Genomic DNA, 18,913 nt, shown 5'->3' on the forward strand with positions numbered 1-18,913 from the left:
TGCAAACTTAATTTAAAAACCTCTCGGAAGCATTATTCCGAGAGGTTTTCTTTTAATATATGGCTATATTTTCTCTGCTTTACAAGCAAAAGCGCCGCACCGTATTTAAAGATTTTTATACATATTCCAAGTTGATTCAATCAATGTTTTGATATCGGAGTATTTCGGATTCCAGCCTATCGTTTCGCGGGCATGCTGAGATGTTGCATAAAGCTCGGCAGGGTCTCCGGCACGGCGGCCGACAAAGCGTGCGGGTATTGCCTTTCCGGTAATAGAGCGCGCTGCGGTAAGCATTTCGCTGACAGTAATGCCAACTTCGCTGCCGAGATTGACGATAAGGCTGTTGTCAGTTTTATCGATATAGTGCAGCGCGTCGGTATGCGCTTTCGCAAGGTCACTGACATGTACATAATCACGGATACAAGTGCCGTCGCGTGTAGGATAATCATTGCCGAAAATCTGAAGTTCTTTCCGCATACCGGCAGCGACCTCCATAATAATCGGCAAAAGGTTTTGCGGATTCCGCTCGAGCCCCTTAACGGCGCCGGACGGATCATAGCCTGCGGCATTAAAGTACCGCAACGATGCAAACTTGAACCCCTTGAGCCGGTCATACCACTGCAAAAACTCTTCGGTTTTGAGCTTGGTAAACCCATAATAACTTTCAGGATTTTTCGGATGCTTTTCGTCAATTGGTAGATATTCCGGCGAGCCGTAGACGGCTGCCGATGACGAAAACACAAAGCGGAGGCACCCATGCTTAACCGCGGCATTTAAAATGTTCATCGTTGCCGAAATATTATTGATGGAGTATTTTTCAGGGGTAACCATCGATTCCCCCACCGCTTTAAATGCAGCTAAGTATACAGCCCCGTCAAATCCGCGGGCAAAAGCTGCATCAATATCGTCACTGTGTCGGGTATCTCCTGCAATAAATTCCGTACCCGGGAAAATATTGCATAATTGTCCCGTCGATAAATTGTCGAATACCGTAACTGAATGCCCGGCTTCCAGCATCGCTTTAACTACGTGGCTGCCGATATATCCGGCTCCACCGATAACCAATACACGCATAATAATCCTCTTATAAATCCGCTCTATTTGAGCGCTATATATATGAAACCTCCAAAAAGCTGTAGATTTTAGAGGTTTTTCTTCGGCGGATTCCGTAATGCCGTTATACTCCGCAATCGTTTTATCAATTCTTTATCCTTGCTTAAAGTTTCTATCGGAAACGACAGTCGGTATGTCCAGTTCGAATCACTGACCGTACCGGGGATGTTAATCCGCTCATCCTGCGGCTTGACCGTATGTATTTCATCAATCATGAGTCCCAACCAATCTTGTATGGGAAAGATGGCAAAAACCGACGGAACTTTGACTAAAGCGCTCAATAAGGCTGCAGCTAAGTCCGCCGTATAGGGCGGCTTTTTCCCGTCGATAGGACACAGGGCTCTCCGTATATTACCATCAATACGCAGAGCATTAAAAAACGAAAGCATATCTGCATAAGACAATTCTTCCTCCCACCATTCCCGCAGTGTCGAAGAATCATGCACGGAAGTTACCGCAACCGCTTCTTGAGGATAGTCGCACAGCGGAATAAAAGGGGCACCGTCCTTTTCCCATTCACGTTCCCAGCGGAATACCCGCAGGCTCAAAATATGTAATTTTCCCAGAATTTCTGGCAATGCCGCAGGTTTCGCGCCCAAATCTTCGGCGCATGGCTGCATATCGACGGAAGCACATAATTCCGACAAAATATCTTCTGCCTGCACTGCCCACAGTTTGTTTTGCTCTGTTTCTTTCTCTTCGACCAACAATGAAAATCGTCTTTGTTCGTCCTCCGATAGCGTTCCCCATGCGGTTGTATTCCGGTATAGATATGCCGCAGTATACACAACTGTTCCCCGTAAGTCTTTTCCGGCTTTTACAAGCATACGGTCAGTCCATTTTTGCCGCAAAGCTGTTTCTACTTCCGGCGGCAGCCCGCAACGACGTATATCCACTTCGCTTTGTATTTCATCTTTAAAAAGCCAGAGCTCTTCCGTACCGATTCTATCGGCAACTTTATGCAATAACCCATGCGCATACAAATAGTCGCCGTTCACCGCAGTTTGAACGATATCGGTATTGATATGCGGCTCTGCCATCCATCGAATACGTTCTTGGGAAAAACCTGCTTTTCTTAAATCTTTCATTGTGATTTCCGCATAAGGGATGGGTTTTCCCAAAAGCCCTGTTGTTTCCCCTTCGGGAATAGCCCAAATTCTAAAAAAACCTAAGATATGATCAAGCCGGTACGCATGATAATACTGCGATGCATGGGCGAGCCGGTCCTTCCACCAACGGTAGCCGGTTGCTTTTAAATTTACCCAGTTGTAAATAGGGAAACCCCAATTTTGTCCCGTAGGATTATCCCCATCAGGAGGACTGCCCGCACGGAGATCACCGCGGAAATATTCGGGATGTGCCCACACCTCTACGGAATCCTCGTTCATCAAAATCGGAATATCGCCTTTTACCGAAATCCCGTTATCGGCACAATAGGCAATGGCTTTTAACAGTTGTTTATGCAGATGCATTTGTACCCACGCATAGAACAGATGTTCTCGTTTCAAGACAGAATCGTTCCATGCAGCAGTGATTTTCGCCGTTGAAGGAGAACGCATATCGGCACATTCTTTCCAGTCCTTCCACGAAGCATGATAGTTTTGCCTCTTGATATTTTTAAACACTGCATATTCGATTATCCACGGATTTGCCTTTATCCATTCCGCAAGCTCACCGGTCTGAGAATCCGCAATAATCTGTGATTCAGCCTTATTAAATACGGCATGCAGCAGTACATTTTTTTCGTGAAGTATATCCCGGTACCGAAAACGTTCCGCCGGAGTGTTCGGTCTAAAGGCAGTGCGTATTTTTTTTATCTCAGCTTTGAAGGTATGCGCTTCCGGTATATCATCCAAGCAGATATAGAGCGGATGCAATGCAAAAGCCGAAAGAGCATTATATGGAGAACTGTCAGTACCTGTATCATTGACGGGCAAAAGTTGGATAATACGCAACCCTGCTTTTTTACAAAAGTCGGCAAAAGGAATAAGATCGGAGAACTCACCGACGCCACAGCTTTTTTGACTATATAGAGCGGAAACCGGTATGGCAGCCCCGCATAAGGCCTGATTAAGCGGTGAACATTTCATTTCATCTCTCCTCGCTACTTGAGCCTATCATAGACCAAAAACGGAAAGTTAGAAAGGGGGAAGTGTCAAAACAACAAACATTATTCCATTTGACAAAAGGCCGTATGCGTATTACCGTGTAGAGAGAAACTTCAAAATCCGCCGATTTTTGGAAATCTCCCTATAATGCTCTATAAAGGAAAGATATATGAAAAACGTACCGGCAGAAACTCTCCGACACAATATAAAGTATTTGGATTTACTCTCCCGCTCATTTCCCAATGTTACCGCCGCAGTTGAAGAAGTGGTCAATCTGAAAGCTATCCTGAATTTACCGAAAGGAACCGAGCATTTTTTGACGGATATACACGGAGAAGCGGAAGCGTTTAATCATGTGATGCAAAATGCGTCTGGAGCTATCCGGCGGAAAGTCTCCGAAGAACTCAGCTCAACGGTCAGTATCGATGATTTAGAAGAGCTCACCACGCTCATCTACTATCCTAAGGAAAAGCTCGAACTGATCAAAGCGGAAAAAAAAGCCAATATTACAAACTGGTACGAGCTCACCATTTATCGGTTGGTACGGGTGGCGCGGGCAACTGCTTCGAAGTACACGCGATCAAAGGTGAGGAAACTGCTGCCGAAAAGTTTTGCCTACATAATGGAAGAGCTGTTGCAGGAAGATGAACACCGCTTTAACAAAAAGGATTATTACAGCGAAATTATCAAAAGCCTCGTAGAATACGGACGCGCGGATTTATTCATCATCGAGCTGTCCGAAGTGATAAAAAAATGCACGATCGATCATCTGCATATTATCGGCGACATTTTCGACAGAGGCCCGTCCCCGCATAAGGTGATGGATACGCTGATGGCACAAAACAGCCTTGATATCCAGTGGGGTAACCATGACATTCTCTGGATGGGCGCTGCTGCGGGATGCAGGGCATGTGTTGCAACGGCGATACGGATTGCGCTCCGCTATTCCAATATCGATTCCATTGAGGACGGATACGGGATTAGCCTCTTGCCGTTGGTGAGTTTTGCACAGCATGTGTATAAGGATGATCCATGCACGCAGTTTATACCGAAGGTAAACGAGAAAAAGCCCTTCGATGTCGATGCGGAGCTGCTGGCAAAAATGCACAAGGCAATCAGCATCATCCAATTCAAAATTGAAGAGAATATCATCGCGCAGAATCCTTCGTATAATATGGAACACCGGAGGATACTGCGTACCCTTAATCCTGCGGCGGGCACCATTGAAATTGAAGGAAAAACCTACACGCTGAACGACACCTCGTTCCCGACCATCGATCCCGCGCACCAAACAGCGCTTACCGACGAAGAACAATACCTCATCGATACACTGACCAATACGTTCATGGCAAGCGAAAAACTCAAGCAGCATGTGCGGTTTTTATATGCAAAGGGGAGCATGTATCGGCGCTATAACGATAACCTGCTCTTCCATGCGTGCCTGTTGCTAAACGAGGACGGCAGCTTTAAGGAGAAAGAGATAGACGGCGCCGTATATTATGGCAAAAGCCTGATGGATAAATACGACCAAATGGCACGGGAAGCCTACTTTTCCGGGCAAAATGCGGATTTTCTGTGGTTCTTATGGTGCAATCAGGATTCGACGCTGTTCGGTAAGACGAAGATGACCACCTTTGAACGCTACTTTATCGATGATAAAGCGACGCATAAGGAGCCGTCCTCGCCGTACTATAAGCTGATGGAACGGGATGACGGAACACTTGCCGCACGGATTCTCAAGGAGTTCGGACTAAGCGGCAACGCTCATATCGTTAACGGGCATACACCGGTCAAAGTTGTAAAAGGCGAAAGTCCGATTAAAGCGGGCGGCAAGCTCTTGGTCATCGACGGCGGATTTTCAAAAGCCTACCAAAAGACCACCGGTATTGCAGGCTATACGCTTACCTATAACTCTTATGGGATGACGCTGATAAGCCACCACCCGTTTGAGTCCGTTGACAAAGTATTGCGCGAAGGCTTCGACATTGAATCGACCAAAGAGGTAATCGAAACTTTAGTTGAACGAAAGCGGGTTGCAGATACCGACACCGGCGCCGACATGAAGGAAAAAATCCAAAATTTGGAAATGCTGATCAGCGCCTACAACAAGGGCATTTTAAAACAGCAGGATTAACGACGCGAATACTTTTCCGTATACCGCTGTGCAGCAGCCGGTTCCGGTTCGTAGTACCGTTTGATGCGGATAAGCCGCTGTGCGATAGCGGCAAGGTTGTCTCCCCTACCGAGACCGTAGAATGCCAACGCTGCATCACCGATCAACTCTCCGTCGGCAAAAGCGGGAAGCGCGAAAGTTCTGCCGGTCATATCGGCCTTCATTTGGCACCAGATAGCATTATGCGCCTGCCCGCCGGATAAGGTATACACAGGATTAAACCCGGAAGCCTGTTCAAGTAAATCACAGCCGTGCCGGATACGGAAGGCAAGCTCCTCTACAAACGCGCGCCCCTGTCCCGCAAAGGTTGCGGGATACGCACCCGATGCGGCAAACGGTTCCGCGGCGATCCGTTCCATTGCAGCGATGTAATCGTTACCTAAAAACCCGTGAGATACCAGAAACGAAGAAAACGCTGCACCGGATGATGGAATAACGGATGACAGATTCCACAAATCAGGCATAACCGACGGCAACAGCAGTGTTTTTTCAGCACGGTGCGGCTGCGAGATGCAAACGTTAATGCCCTCACTTGAACCGGCACGGTCGCAGGCGGTACCCGCCGTCAGCGTTCCCGTCCCGATAAGCGCCGCGATAAAATCAGGTACACCGGCAATAACCGGAATACCGCAAAAGCGACCGATTACCGTACCGGCGGCTGTGAAAGGAGGCAGCAAACCGGCTAGTCTTTCCGTATCGATATGCAGCGCTTCCGAAAACCGGAAAAGCTCTTCTTTACTCCAATAGGCCGCCTCGTAGCGCGGATCAGGGAGGCTGGTTACCACCGCGCCGGTTAAAAGGTACGAGACATATTCCGACCCGGAAAAAAGCTGCGCGGCGCCGGCGAATACATCAGGATACTTTGCACGGAAAGCCGCAATCCGCGGCAAAAAAAGGGACAGCCCCGTCGGCGGGATAGATGCAGCTCCATCTTGCGGCGCCGGTATAGTAGCTCCCTGATGCCCCGATACGGTAAGCCCTTGCGACACAGGTTCATTCCATAAAAACAGGGTATCGTTTTTTGCCGCATCAATAATACCGTTCATAACATCATCGGGGGGGAGAGACGCGGAGAATAAATGCTTGTCAACGTTGATATGTATCTTGGGTACGCGTCCGGCAGAGTTTATGTTTGCTTCCGGCACACGGCGGTTTTGAGGTACGGCAACAAACGAAGGACCATTTCCGGAAACACAAATAGCTTCTATCACATAATCAGCGGGTAAGATATGCCATGCAGCAAAAAAGGCCTGCACCCAGTCTACCGCCTGAACAGGCTGAGGGAACAGCAAGCGTATAAACTTGAGTACTGTTCCGGCCTCGGTAATAAACGCTGCTTTTAGCGACGACGTACCGATATCGGCACATAAAATACCACTTTGCATGAACCTATTGAGCGCCGCCGGAGAAAGATTCGTCGTTTGCAAGTATTTGGTTTATATCGCCGTCATCAACTTCCGAACGAGTATGTACAGAGGCAAAACGGGTACTATACCAATCAACCCGCCGAGTAAGGAACATCAACAGTGAAACAACACAGAAAATACCGATACTGCCGATAAGCAGTGCATAATCTTCCGATTGCAATATGCCGAACAATAAAAAATAGGATATGGCTTGCACCGCCGTTAACAAGACACCCCAACGGATTTGCTTAAAAATTGCCGCAGTATAAAATCCGACAACGGTACACACACCAGCCGTCGCAATCAAATAGCTAAGGCTAAACGAAACATGTTCGGAAAAAGACAATAACAGCAAGTAAAATAACACATCAGCAAGCCCGATAAGAAAATACTGGATGGGATGAATCCGCACCGCGCTCCACAATTCACATAAAAAGATCGCTAAAAACGGCACCGCTAAAAAAAGGAGCGCATAAGTAATGCACCGCTTTACTTGCGAATAATGATTAACGGGAGTGATAAAACCGATCTTTACCGTTTCGGGCGAACTGCGGAGACTTGGAGAAGCTTTTGTCGCATAACTGTCGTATTCATCGTACACATCCGTATCTTTGGATATACTGAAATCTTGAGCTCTCCAGCTGCGGGGAAATACCGTGCTTAACCCGGAAATACGCCAGTCGGCGGAAAAGCCCGAATTGTCGAGTGTTCGGTTTTTCGGCAGCCATCCTCCCGCAAAGCTGGGCGCAGACCATGTCGACTGTACGGCAAAACTGTTGTCCGCAGCAAGCGGTACGATACAAAGGCTTTTACCCCCTTGGATGGAAATGGAACCTTCTATCGAAAAGCCGGAACGCACAATATCTTCCGGCACCATGTAATACACGGCATTGCGAAATGGAGAGGCTCCCGCAGGAGCAGTCAGCGCTTCAAGCAGCGGTTTACCGTTCCCATAAAGCGCAGGATAAGCGGTTAATGTCTTTTTATCTTTTATTCCAAGGATAAGCACCGCATCCTTATAACGGATATTTTTTTCCGCGATATTGAATTGACTAAATTGGAAACCGGAGAATGAGGCGGTTACTGCAAGATCGCCGCTAAAAACGGGCACGGTAAAGATACCCCGCGAAAGGCGATAGGGATTGATCTGTGTTACCAGATTATATGTTTCAGGAACCGTGAGAATATAGTCCGTTTTTTTCCCTTTTTGCACAACCTTCCTTGACGAATCTGTGTATTCGACTAATTCATCATACGGCACGGCAAGCAAAAGCCCCTCAATAACAGGCTCCCCCCCTGCCGGTTCCATGATAGACGCTTCGGCAGTCCGTCGATACCCTTCCCGATCATTAACAAGCGAGCGGATAAATGCAAGCGGGATAAGCAGTACCAACATCATAACAAAAATGATAATAGGCTTTATCCACGCTGCTTGATGGGGAAATAGTGATTTCTTCGGTATAACAGCGGTAATCTCTGTTGATTGTTTTACATCCATATCAACCACGGCCTTGCTTAATCTTGTTTATTATCCGTCTTATGCTGCGCGTTCGAATCCGCAGTATGGAGCATCCGTTCGATAATATCTCTATTATCCAATAGACCGCTTAAAGACTGATTATGATGCAATCGCGAAATCGTTTGCGCAAATAGTCCCGAAACATCGGTTGAAATATACCATTCTTTCTTGAGCAACTCTTCGTGGTATACCGCATTAGTACCGATGATGCGGTAAAAAAAACCTTTTTGATAGGCTTCATCAAAAAGCTGGATTGCATCGCCGGTAAAGAACGGCAAACTCACAGCCGCAATAACCTTTTTTGCCCCTTTGTTTTTAAGGAACTCCATTGCCTTTAACAGCGTGCCGCCCGTACCGAGCATATCATCGGCAAGAAAGGCGGTTTTGCCGTTTACATCACCTAATAAGTTGATATTGACAATATTTGACTGCTTTGCATTCTGCGTAACCACGGAATAATCCCGCTCTTTGTAAATCATCGCGAGCGGTTTTTTAAGTCCGCTGGAATAAAATTTATTCCGGTCTACAGCTCCACTATCGGGTGCAACGATGACAAACTCCGCATTGGGATCAGCAAGATTTTCAATCTTTGAAAGTTCGCGCATAATCTGATAACTTGCATGGAGGTTTTCGATACGAGCCGTATGAAAGGCATTCTCAATCTCACGAGAATGGATATCCAGTGTAATGATTTGATCGACGCCGAGTGTTTCGTAAAAATGGCCTAACATACTAGCAGTTAGCCCTTCACGCCCCTTCTTTTTATGTTGACGACTATATGGATAGACGGGAACTACCAGTGTAATATGTGCAGCTCCGGCATAGCGTACGGCGTCGATGGTTACCATCATCGACATAAGATGATCATTTACCGAAAAAACATGCTGATTTTTACCTTCATTCACCCAAAGCGGATAATGGTTTTCTACATCTTGAAAAATAAATACGTTCTTACCGCGGATACATTCCAATATTTCAGTCTTAAATTCACCGTTTGTAAAATAGGTAAAACGAGCATTCACTTTAAATCGGGGAACACGAATTTTTTCAATCTCGTTATTTTCATGTAATCCGGAAGAAATAAGGTCGTTATAAAAATTGATGTCCCGGATAAGTCTTTCTTTTTGTAAATTATATCGTTTTATTAACTTGTCTATCTTTCTATTAAGTTTTTCTACATAAATATGTTTTAAGTGTTTAATTACCGCATCGGCAAAATGTTCGCCGCCCGGACACGCCAGAATTGCCAAATTCGCAGACCCGGAGTATATCATACCCGCCCCCTCATGTCGGAATAAATTTGAGCATTAGTTTACATATTTCACAAAAAAATTCAATCGGTCGTTGTAGGGTAAACGCATCAGGTTGCTTTTTAACAACCCCGCGGAAAGATTGATACTATTCGACCAGAGTTGAACCGCTTCGCGTTTCAAATGGTCTCATAGTATCAATCTTTCCGCGTTTTTTATCTACTCTACCTGATGCGTTTACCCGCTTGTTAGAAAAAATGTACGAAATTTTAAGCAAAATTTCATACAAAAGGAAGGCAAACGCATTAGGGCACACACGGATTTAGCTTTCCGTTAGCCTTTTGAAAATAGACGATGCAGATACAAGGAATTAGGCAAAAAAGTACCGCAGGCGTATCTATGATACGTTGAGGACACTTTTTTGTCGTATGACGCAGTAGATGCGTCGTATATTTTCAAAAGATCATCCTAGAAACCAAGACCGATACCAAGCTTTATTCCTAGACCGGACAGCGTTGTAAATGCCCGCTTGAAATCTTGTGAGGCAACGGATGCAGCAAGGCTAAAAGTAAACCAGCGCGAATCTATAAAAAGACAAAACTCATGCTTCCACATCCGTTCGACATATCGGCTATCCAAATATACGCCGAGCACCTTTGCAAAACGGCTTTCAATTTTAAGCCCTCCGTCTACATAATACGGCTTTGCATTAAGAATCGGAAAAGCAAGAAATGGTGATAAAATCAAGTAATCATTTTGGAACGGCTTAAAATCGGCGCCGATACTTACCTTACACGGGCGCATAATTTTCTTTTTAGCCAAGGTACCGGAAAGGCTCGTTTTTGTTGTTTGGTTAAAAAAGGAAGTACCCCCACTCGTAATACCGTCTAAAAGGTTAGCCACAGAACCGTCATAGTTAAATGTAGCCTGCATACCTTTCGTCGTTACGATCGGCATAATCGGTAAGTAGTCGATACCGCCCGTAATCGCGACCCAACCTGTTGGCCGGAATACACCGGTTAAACTTAAATCAACACCGCCGTTTTTTAAAACCTCAAGTATAGAAAAATTTCTATTGGCTAAATAATCCGGTAGATACCCATAAATATTTGCAGTACCTTGAGCTTTCAGTGTAATACCATCAACCACACCGCCTGTCATATGCGGAGACAGACTATATGTTCCGCTGGGATTTTCCATATATGCGACAGGTGCAAAATATGCAACCCGTGCCGAAAAACCGTAAGTCGGATTATTAAACTGATACATTAGTCCGGCATCAGCGAACACATTGATCTTTGCATTCAAAGTACCATGAATTGTCTGACCGGTTGCAATCGCCGGGTTACCGTTAGCTGCAAGATCAAGCAAACTCTTCGGTAAATTTCCCCATACATCCCCATTAGCGGTAATAGAAAACTTTACCGTATGTTTTTCCAATACGGTAAACCGGAAAAATGTGTCAACATCCAAAAGCGCACCTACATGTATGCCCGATTTCATCGTATCTTTTGAAAGTTGATTAAGGTCGATAACCAATTCAGGCCGAAAAAAATCCAACACAGAAACCATATTATTGGCAGCGGTAGCCGAAACAACAAATCCCGTATGCAGAGAGAACGGACGAACCTTCTTAGGCTGCTGTGTCGGTTCATTCATTTCAACCGACTGTGATACATCTTTCTGCTCTTGCGCTTTATTGTTCTGTTCCGGAGCAATTCCCGTTCCGGCGCCGGAAGATTCGTCTTTAGCATTTGCGTTTGGAGCCGGCGAAGCCGGGGATTCAGCCACTCCGGTATCCGTATGAGCGGCAGGCGCGGCAGAAACGTTTTCGGCAGCCGCAGCAGCAGGCAGTGCGGTACTGCCGTTATCAGCAGCAGAAACGGCAGCGGACGCTTCGCTTTCGGGTAGAGCAGCCGCATTTTCTTGGGGAGACTCTGCCTCTTCTGCGCCAGTCGCTTGAGCAGGAACGATAGCTCCATCGGCTTGATCACGATCAGTTGTCGCTGCTTGTTCGGTTACTATTTTAGAATCGGTACTCGTACCTACCGCATCCTGTCCAAACGCTGTAACAACGCCTAGTACGATATATAATACAATAAACCATTTTTTTTTCATTTTACTTTCCTCAGGATATTCCGGTAATTAGTTCACTTTCATCGAATAATTGATATCCGTTTCCGCTAAGACAGTAATCGATGCTCCCAGTTTAAAATCACGCTTCAACGAATATGAGCCTTGCGGTAGTTCCAACACCAACTCCGGTGAGACGGGATACTTTTCGAGAAGCTTTTTCAATTCTGAAGAAGTGAGCGTTACCGTCTGCTCTACTGCAGCCGCTGTTATCTTTTTTTCAATGGGGTTGCCGAAATCATCGTTAATAGGATTACCTAAACCGTCTTTGAATTGCAATATACATTTAGGCACAGAACCGCTCAAATCATTTTTTAAGTTAATATGTACATTAAGTGCCTGTAATGAATCTAAAATCTGATCATCAAGGCCGAAAGGTTTATCATGAGCACTACGCCTGCCGAATAAATCGGTGCCGGACATATTTATACCGAACATATCCATCAATGAAAACGTACGATTCGACGCTACTTTAAAACCTACCGGCACATCCAAAACAAGATCGATACTTACCTTCGGCTTTTTATCTTTGAGAGTATTATACTTCGCACGGGTAATCGGAATTTCCCCCATATTAAGCGTACAGGTAAGTTGCAAATTTTTCGGATAGTCGTTCATAATACCCGCCAAGGTTTTTGTAATACCGGACTCTCCCTGCTTTATAGAAAGCATAGCATCCGGAATAGCGCCCGTAAATATTTTATCCGAAGGGAATGTACCGACAGGAAGTGCTTTTAAGGCAACATTGTTTTTGTCTACCAAGACTGCCGATGTATCAGTCGTCTCTCCCGTCTTAATATATGTTGCCGTTAATTTTACATTCATTTTTGTACTTCCAAGCAGCCCCGAATCGGAGCCTGCATAAAAATACACGGGGATTTCTTCCAGTTGTATACCTGCTGTTTTCAATTTTGAAGTCAGCTCGGATAAGTCCATCTTTCCCGTCTGTGGGAAAGAAACGGTTTGATCAGCTTTTGCCTTTAAAATAATTTCTTCCCAATCGGGATTAAACTGAATAGAACCGGATAATGTTATATCCTTACCTGTCTCTATGTTCTTCAAGGTAAAGGTAGTGCCAGTAGTATTCGGTAAAACCACCTGCATTTTTAAATCAAACTTAGGCAGATGCTCAATATCTAAATCGAAAGCATTCCCGCCATTACAGCTATACTCTTGTTCCGTTTTGCCGGATACGAATACTCTTTCCTCTGGTGGCACCATTTTAAAACTAGTGGAAGAAAGCTTTATTTTTATATCATTTTCTGCTGGTAAACCGTTATCAAGTTTAATTTTTGCAGATACTGTCTTAAACTTTATCTTTTTAACCCAGTCTTTCATATCTTGCGGAACATCCTGCTCCCTATCAACTGTAAGGCCGGAAGGATGTTGCAGTGTAATTTCTTTAAACTTTTTAATATCAAGCGCTAAGGTAACAGGCAGACTGTCTTGTTTCGTATATGTTGCATTATTCAGCTTTACTTTGAATGCAGGAGTATAGGAGAGCTGCTGCTTATTCAAATTTTGATTTTCCAGAGAAACGGTATTTCCTAACGGCCGATAGTCCGAAGGGATAATAGAGAAGCCGCCTACCCCACCTTGTTCTACCTTCATTTTTTCTTTTATCGTAATGCCTGACCACTCGTTCGGCATTTGCGCGGTAAACTTCATAAAACCTTCAGCAATCGTTGCCTTTTCAAATTCAGTAGGTAAGGACAGAGGAATGGTTTGAGTCGGCAAAGAAACATCAATATCAGCAGCAGTTACACCCGTCGCTTTTTTTATGTCACCTTCCAACTTGGTACCCAGAGAAATAGTACCGGAACCGCTTGTAAGATTTAGCGTCAATTGAAACCTTACCGTGTTGTTTATAGTAATACCGTCTAATGAAAATTCAATCTTCTTTCCATCAAGGGATATAGTTCCCGGAACAGACGCTCCATGACTTTCCATCGTTGCTGCTGTAATGGTATAAGTTACAGTCGCAGAGCTTGATGATAACGTGAGCTTTGCACCGTTTTCAAAAGAAATCGCATTAAAACCTGTAAAACTGACATTAACAGACTGCCTATGTGAGAGGAACGGTGCTATACCTGGCGGGATAGTAATAGGGATTGCAGTGCCGGTATTAAACCGATTAAGTAATTCCTGATTGATACCAGACACATCTATAGGAACATCTTTCTTTTGCTGTAAATCGGGAACAGAAATCTTCTTCTCAAAATTTTGAGAAAGTGCGGCATTGTCTCCCGATCCGCCGTTTCCCAGCGGATCCCCATTGAAATACTTGCTTATATCAAGCTCTAAGGTTTGGAGCGGATAATGCACTAAATAGCGGAGTTTATCATCCCCTCCGGAAGGCTGATACCGGTACAGACGAATGTTTTTATTGTTCTTTTGCAGCGTTTCTTCAAGTTTTGTGAATACTTCAGCTTCAGTAATACTTTTTTCACCCAGCGGTACATAAACCGTCGGTTTTGCCTTTATTCTAACGCTTGAAAAAGGCTGTAAACCACAGGCGGCAGTAAAAGCCAAAGCAATAAGTATACTGATACACATAGGATATTTGCTATATTTATGATAAGACATCTTTTCCCCCTTACTTTACAGGCAGGATGCTGCCAAAAAATCATGACGGTTTAGAACGATGGTGCTATTTAATAGTTTATAGAATATACCATGTTATCTATGCAAAAACAAGAAGTTACGATAAAGAGCTCCACCTAAAATAGCGTCGGAGCTTTTTATCTCTTTACGTGTACGCGTAATGCGCGCACGACTAAAAGCTTTTTCGGAAACTGATGTTTCCTGTAAAAGTTTTTATGGGAGCAAGAAAGATAATTACATCAGGTTGTTTTTAATCTATCGAGAATTATTTTCCGATACTCATACTGAGGCTTATTGTTATGAACATAAAACTGAAAATCGGAATCTTATCGGGCATATTGGTGTTGCTATTGCTTATTGCGGCCGGAACTTTTATGCAGATTTCTAAACCGGCTGATACGCTCGAACATCAGATTGTGCTACTTGCCGGTTACGAACGTAACATACTCTACGTACGCGGTACTATATATCGTTATGGTGTTGCCGGTGTACATATCCCTTCTTCTGTTACCAGTGCGTTAAGTAAATACGAGCCCACATTAGTTGCCGTGGAATATGCAGCGGAAAAATATACGGAAAAGGATGCTGTATTGCGGAACAGCCTTTCGGAATATTTTACTTCAGCCCGTTCAATAAATGCGGAATTTACCACGCTGGTTAATGACTATAACCAGTTGGGCGCAGCAAAACCGAAGCCGTTTGATGAAAGGAAGTTGGAAACAATTGAAAAACTAATCAACACTCATGTTAATAACTTTGACACAGTATCAGGCACATTAGAGAGCGCCGCCAGCCGGTATCGTAAACAGGCAGCAATTCTTTCGGGGATATTGATTTCGGTAACCTGGCTGTTAGGTCTTTTTGTTACATGGGCACTGGTACAAACTATTTATACCATCTTACTTGCCCGCAATGCGAAAAGACGAATTGTGCTGAAAGCAGGGCCAAAAACTGATGTTTCTGGGCAAAGATTGACGACCGGTTTGAGTGGGGTGCAAAACAGGACGGATAGAAACGGCTTATATGTTCATAAAGCAGATGGGGAATTGGTGGATGCAGGTGGTGCTTTGAAAAACTACGGCTCGGCTGATGCCACATCGCAGCTACAACTTGCTTCCGAGGTATTACCTTTCCGGTCGTCTCAATCGGGACAATCAGCACAGTCGACACGCTTCACGTTCGGCAACTATGAAGCAGGGGTATCTGCAGAATCCGAGGCATCGATAACATCGTGGAAAGCGAAAAACCGTAGCGATATGGAAAGCCGCTTTACTGGTAATACGCAGCCCGATACAAAGAATAGTGCTTTTGCTGAAAAACAGGCAGATCTTCTTGAGCGAAATACACAGCTGGAACAAAATCTTACCGAACTCCAACGTAGCTATGATTCACTGGAAAAGAAACACGCCGATCTGCAGGCAACATATAAAACGATGCAAGTAACAGCCGAGAAAGAGCGTACCGGATACCACCATTCGGCCGCTCAGATGAAAGAAATTCTTTCTTCGGTACAACAAACCGCTGAAAATCACCGCAGCGATTCCGAAGCGGCAAAAAAGCTAGTGGAAACATTTAAAACAGGGCATCAGCTGTTCAAAACAACCCATGAGCATTTGCAGTTTATTATCCAAAATGTTTCGAAAATCCAAGAAATGTCCGAAATTATAGAAAGTATTGCAGAACAAACAAAGATGCTGAGTATGAATGCGGCAATCGAAGCGGCACATGCCGGCGATGCCGGTAAAGGCTTTGCCGTTGTTGCCGAAGAGCTGAGCCGTCTCGCCGCTGCCGCGCTGGAAAGTTCACACGATATCGGCGGAACGATAAAACAAGTAGTAACCGTCATTACCGGCATTGGAACCACCAGTGATGAACTCGATCAATCTTTCGAAAAAATTCATTTGCAAACGGATACTATTTATACATCGCTAGTAGACTTTTCATCAATGATTGAAAAAACCGGCGACGAGGCAAAAACGGCTTTAATGCACTTTTCTACCTTAGAATAGATGTTTTTGAGATTGTTGAGTCATGAGAACCTCTGAAAGCTCCGTCCGCTTTTGAGGTTCTCGATAGAAGAAATGTTTACAACTGCATACTATCCAATAACGCTTTGAGCGCGGTCACCTCTTCTGTAGTGAGCGTAACCCCCTTGCCCATCTTTTCGTGATCGGGAGACCAACTACGAAGGTCATATTTAGGGCTGCGTCCATTCCATGCTACTGAGTTTAATTCCATTGTCCATCCGCTTTTTGAAGTAGAAAGAACCCCATATTTTTGTGTAATTTCATAGCTGAATTCATCTGCCATACCTACCTCCATGTATATTGAACAAACGCATTATAAAATTTTAAGCGTTTGCTTTCATTTCTACACAAAATTTTGAACAAAATTTTGCATATTTTTTCAGGGTAAGGGCAAATGCATCAGATAAATAGATAAAAATCGCAGAATGAGGAGGCCGGGCAACCATTTGGGCCGCAATGCGGCGAAATTCTGGTTGAACAGCCTCATCATTCTGCGGGGATATTCAAGAAATCTCTGATGCGTTTACCCTGCTATCCATGTATGTGTTATAACATAATCTCATCGATAGGACTAGCGAGTAAAAATTATTTTGTTATTTTTGTTATATATGCTTGACATTAATGTAATCTTTTGCTAACATAACAGTATACAAGAACTTTCTTGTAAGGAGGTTGCTATAAGTCAAAGGCGTTCGTAAAAGTATTGATAAGTGTGAATGATTTATACTCTATTTTAAACCGCTCCATCTTGCATACTCCTGGAGCGGTTTTTTTATGTAATCACCACCTCCGGCACAGAGCGTAGGCGAGAAGCCGCACCCGGTTCAACCAAACCGTTGTTCAGGTTACAGATAATGCAGTATGTTTTCAGAAAGACAAATCTCAATTATAATAGTTACCAGAAATTATATCCATTTATAATATAACATCCGGAGACTTTGATAATGTTTTGCGGTGCCGTTATGAAGTTCCGGATTATTGGACAATCGGTGCAGTATACGAACGCCTTATTGAAGATATTTGTGCAGAAAACGAATCTATTGATTTTATTGTTGACACATTGGTCTCTGTTTATTCGTCATGGATTGACGGGGCAATTTCAAATTATAATACGGATTTTTTCTATCAATCCCGTGAGTATATTTTTGAATCGTGGAAAGAGGGTGCGCCGGTGGAATAAAAACAAAACTTCTTAGCAGGCGCCTTTATAGTGGCTAAAATTCGCTTTTTCATCTCATTTTAAAAGAAACCGAAACAGTCTTAGTCTACCAAAATCATATCAAACTTGCCTCGCGTAATTCGGCTACTGTATATTGGTCAAGATGGATTTTCCCTGCTAATGCAAAGAATGCTTGCTTATCTTTAGGCTTTGCTTGCTTAGTATAATTTTCCGTAAAATCACCCGCCAATAGCGGCTCCGACAGCATTTTTACTTGTTCAATAACTGACATCCTTTTGTAATTATGTTCCCATCATCCTATCATAATGCTTTTTAGATTAAAATAGGTAATTCAGAGTATTTATTTTCATTTGAGTAAAGTCACTTGACAACATGCGCATAAATACATATCATAAATTATGACATTTAAAGAAATAGAAAAGTTAATAAAAAAAGACGGCTGGTATTTACAATCTACAATAGGCTCTCATTATCATTATGTGCACGATTCTAAAAAAGGAAAAGTAACAATTCCATTTCATGGTAATAAAGAATTATCAAAATATGTTGTAAATAGTATTTTGAAGCAAGCAGGCTTAAAGGAGTAAAGAATGTATATATACCCTGCATTTTTCTATAAAGATAATGACGGTTATTCAGTTGTTTTCAAAGATTTAGAACTGGCGACCGGCGGCTCTACTTTACAAGAAGCCTTACTAATGGCTGAAGAAGCATTAACGGGAAGAGTGTATCTTATGCTGCAAGATGGTGAAACGTTACCGGCAGCTACGGAAATTGGAAATATAACAAAACCGCAAGATGCTGATTTCGTTACACTTATAAAAACCGATAAAAAATATTTGATACAAGACAAAAGTGTTCGTAAAAATGTAACACTACCTGCTTGGCTTGCAGAGGCAGCGGAAAATGCAAACCTCAATTTTTCACAGGAGCTGCAAAACGCATTAAAACAAAGGCTGCAAATAGCATTGTAATTTTATTCGTGCGGAGAGTTAAACACCCGCCATTCCTCCACCACCACGGACGGCAGTGATTCCACGCAGTAGCGATGTTTCGGTAATTTGTAACGTCCATATTGCAAATTGCCTTGCGAATTTCACAAAAATAAGGTTTTTGTAAAACATCGTTTCTGATCTATCCGCCCGCCATCCATGTCGGTACTGAGGGGGGTAGCGGAGGATCGCCTGCTTGAACACAGAAACAGCAGAAGCCGGTTTTTGACCGTGAGGGAAAAACACCGGCTCAAGATACAGGCTGCCGAAATGTTTCGGCAGGTTCAAGCAGGAAGCCGGATCGGTGCCCATCATTTTACGTCCGTGTAAAATGATGGGCGCGAGTTTTGCGTTTCGCAAAACATCGCTAATCATTTTCTCCTGCGCCGTCCATGGCGCAAGTTTTTA

Annotated in this window: 15 protein-coding genes; 5 read left to right on the top strand and 10 right to left on the bottom strand. The window is 43.9% G+C overall.

Annotation, left to right across the window (positions count from 1 at the left end; translation table 11 throughout):
- Nucleotides 1-105: 105 nt before the first annotated feature.
- Both galE and ABH09_RS11755 read right to left on the bottom strand, forming a co-directional pair.
- Nucleotides 106-1,074, bottom strand: a complete 969-nt coding sequence (galE, locus tag ABH09_RS11750; protein ID WP_253714551.1) for a UDP-glucose 4-epimerase GalE — start codon at nucleotides 1,072-1,074, stop codon at nucleotides 106-108.
- A 68-nt stretch (nucleotides 1,075-1,142) separates the two neighbouring features.
- On the bottom strand, nucleotides 1,143-3,203 hold the full coding sequence (locus tag ABH09_RS11755; RefSeq protein WP_253714552.1) for a 4-alpha-glucanotransferase: 2,061 nt from the start codon (nucleotides 3,201-3,203) through the stop codon (nucleotides 1,143-1,145).
- 187 nt (nucleotides 3,204-3,390) lie between these two features.
- Between ABH09_RS11755 and ABH09_RS11760 the strand changes: the two genes are divergently transcribed.
- Nucleotides 3,391-5,355 carry a fructose-1,6-bisphosphatase gene (locus ABH09_RS11760; protein WP_253714553.1) on the top strand — a complete coding sequence of 655 codons (1,965 nt, stop codon included), beginning with the start codon at nucleotides 3,391-3,393 and terminating at the stop codon, nucleotides 5,353-5,355.
- On the opposite strand, the gene ABH09_RS11765 is transcribed toward ABH09_RS11760, so the two are convergent.
- The 5 genes from ABH09_RS11765 to ABH09_RS11785 form a co-directional block, all read right to left on the bottom strand.
- On the bottom strand, nucleotides 5,352-6,779 hold the full coding sequence (locus ABH09_RS11765; RefSeq protein ID WP_253714554.1) for a xylulokinase: 1,428 nt from the start codon (nucleotides 6,777-6,779) through the stop codon (nucleotides 5,352-5,354). The genes ABH09_RS11760 and ABH09_RS11765 overlap by 4 nt on opposite strands.
- A gap of 4 nt (nucleotides 6,780-6,783) precedes the next feature.
- Nucleotides 6,784-8,298 carry a cell envelope integrity protein CreD gene (gene creD / locus ABH09_RS11770; protein ID WP_253714555.1) on the bottom strand — a complete coding sequence of 505 codons (1,515 nt, stop codon included), beginning with the start codon at nucleotides 8,296-8,298 and terminating at the stop codon, nucleotides 6,784-6,786.
- Between the two features lie 17 nt (nucleotides 8,299-8,315).
- A complete protein-coding gene (prs, locus tag ABH09_RS11775) occupies nucleotides 8,316-9,593 on the bottom strand; it encodes a ribose-phosphate diphosphokinase (RefSeq protein ID WP_253714556.1) in 1,278 nt (425 codons plus the stop codon).
- A gap of 444 nt (nucleotides 9,594-10,037) precedes the next feature.
- Nucleotides 10,038-11,687 carry a hypothetical protein gene (locus ABH09_RS11780; protein WP_253714557.1) on the bottom strand — a complete coding sequence of 550 codons (1,650 nt, stop codon included), beginning with the start codon at nucleotides 11,685-11,687 and terminating at the stop codon, nucleotides 10,038-10,040.
- Between the two features lie 27 nt (nucleotides 11,688-11,714).
- Nucleotides 11,715-14,258, bottom strand: coding sequence for a hypothetical protein (locus tag ABH09_RS11785; protein ID WP_253714558.1), 2,544 nt, complete (start codon nucleotides 14,256-14,258; stop codon nucleotides 11,715-11,717).
- 347 nt (nucleotides 14,259-14,605) lie between these two features.
- Here ABH09_RS11785 and ABH09_RS11790 point away from each other — a divergent pair, with 347 nt between their 5' ends.
- Nucleotides 14,606-16,315, top strand: a complete 1,710-nt coding sequence (locus ABH09_RS11790; RefSeq protein WP_253714559.1) for a methyl-accepting chemotaxis protein — start codon at nucleotides 14,606-14,608, stop codon at nucleotides 16,313-16,315.
- Between the two features lie 76 nt (nucleotides 16,316-16,391).
- Here ABH09_RS11790 and ABH09_RS11795 read toward each other — a convergent pair whose 3' ends face one another.
- Nucleotides 16,392-16,616, bottom strand: a complete 225-nt coding sequence (locus ABH09_RS11795; protein WP_162664516.1) for a YdbC family protein — start codon at nucleotides 16,614-16,616, stop codon at nucleotides 16,392-16,394.
- A gap of 666 nt (nucleotides 16,617-17,282) precedes the next feature.
- On the opposite strand from ABH09_RS11795, the gene ABH09_RS11800 reads away from it, so the two are divergent.
- The gene (locus tag ABH09_RS11800) at nucleotides 17,283-17,513 is read left to right on the top strand and encodes a hypothetical protein (RefSeq protein ID WP_253714560.1); all 231 of its coding nucleotides are present in this window, start codon (nucleotides 17,283-17,285) and stop codon (nucleotides 17,511-17,513) included.
- A 94-nt stretch (nucleotides 17,514-17,607) separates the two neighbouring features.
- Here the strand turns inward: ABH09_RS11800 and ABH09_RS11805 are convergent, their stop codons facing one another.
- Nucleotides 17,608-17,784 carry a hypothetical protein gene (locus ABH09_RS11805; RefSeq protein WP_253714561.1) on the bottom strand — a complete coding sequence of 59 codons (177 nt, stop codon included), beginning with the start codon at nucleotides 17,782-17,784 and terminating at the stop codon, nucleotides 17,608-17,610.
- A gap of 127 nt (nucleotides 17,785-17,911) precedes the next feature.
- Here ABH09_RS11805 and ABH09_RS11810 point away from each other — a divergent pair, with 127 nt between their 5' ends.
- Nucleotides 17,912-18,100 (top strand): type II toxin-antitoxin system HicA family toxin, encoded by a 189-nt coding sequence (locus tag ABH09_RS11810; protein WP_162664517.1) that lies wholly within the window; start codon nucleotides 17,912-17,914, stop codon nucleotides 18,098-18,100.
- 3 nt (nucleotides 18,101-18,103) lie between these two features.
- Entirely contained in the window at nucleotides 18,104-18,487 is a 384-nt protein-coding gene (locus tag ABH09_RS11815) for a type II toxin-antitoxin system HicB family antitoxin (RefSeq protein WP_162664518.1), read from the top strand.
- An 18-nt stretch (nucleotides 18,488-18,505) separates the two neighbouring features.
- On the opposite strand, the gene ABH09_RS11820 is transcribed toward ABH09_RS11815, so the two are convergent.
- The gene (locus tag ABH09_RS11820; protein ID WP_253714562.1) at nucleotides 18,506-18,880 is read right to left on the bottom strand and encodes a hypothetical protein; all 375 of its coding nucleotides are present in this window, start codon (nucleotides 18,878-18,880) and stop codon (nucleotides 18,506-18,508) included.
- Nucleotides 18,881-18,913: the final 33 nt, after the last annotated feature.

This window comes from Treponema sp. OMZ 803 (assembly GCF_024181165.1).
Classification (GTDB): Bacteria; Spirochaetota; Spirochaetia; order Treponematales; family Treponemataceae; genus Treponema.

Excerpts from the sequence above, each read along its gene's own strand:
- galE (WP_253714551.1), bottom strand. The coding sequence starts at position 1,074 with ATGCGTGTATTGGTTATCGGTGGAGCCGGATATATCGGCAGCCACGTA.
- ABH09_RS11755 (WP_253714552.1), bottom strand. The coding sequence starts at position 3,203 with ATGAAATGTTCACCGCTTAATCAGGCCTTATGCGGGGCTGCCATACCG.
- ABH09_RS11760 (WP_253714553.1), top strand. The coding sequence starts at position 3,391 with ATGAAAAACGTACCGGCAGAAACTCTCCGACACAATATAAAGTATTTG.
- ABH09_RS11765 (WP_253714554.1), bottom strand. The coding sequence starts at position 6,779 with ATGCAAAGTGGTATTTTATGTGCCGATATCGGTACGTCGTCGCTAAAA.
- creD (WP_253714555.1), bottom strand. The coding sequence starts at position 8,298 with ATGGATGTAAAACAATCAACAGAGATTACCGCTGTTATACCGAAGAAA.
- prs (WP_253714556.1), bottom strand. The coding sequence starts at position 9,593 with ATGATATACTCCGGGTCTGCGAATTTGGCAATTCTGGCGTGTCCGGGC.
- ABH09_RS11780 (WP_253714557.1), bottom strand. The coding sequence starts at position 11,687 with ATGAAAAAAAAATGGTTTATTGTATTATATATCGTACTAGGCGTTGTT.
- ABH09_RS11785 (WP_253714558.1), bottom strand. The coding sequence starts at position 14,258 with ATGTGTATCAGTATACTTATTGCTTTGGCTTTTACTGCCGCCTGTGGT.
- ABH09_RS11790 (WP_253714559.1), top strand. The coding sequence starts at position 14,606 with ATGAACATAAAACTGAAAATCGGAATCTTATCGGGCATATTGGTGTTG.
- ABH09_RS11795 (WP_162664516.1), bottom strand. The coding sequence starts at position 16,616 with ATGGCAGATGAATTCAGCTATGAAATTACACAAAAATATGGGGTTCTT.
- ABH09_RS11805 (WP_253714561.1), bottom strand. The coding sequence starts at position 17,784 with ATGTCAGTTATTGAACAAGTAAAAATGCTGTCGGAGCCGCTATTGGCG.
- ABH09_RS11810 (WP_162664517.1), top strand. The coding sequence starts at position 17,912 with ATGACATTTAAAGAAATAGAAAAGTTAATAAAAAAAGACGGCTGGTAT.
- ABH09_RS11815 (WP_162664518.1), top strand. The coding sequence starts at position 18,104 with ATGTATATATACCCTGCATTTTTCTATAAAGATAATGACGGTTATTCA.
- ABH09_RS11820 (WP_253714562.1), bottom strand. The coding sequence starts at position 18,880 with ATGATTAGCGATGTTTTGCGAAACGCAAAACTCGCGCCCATCATTTTA.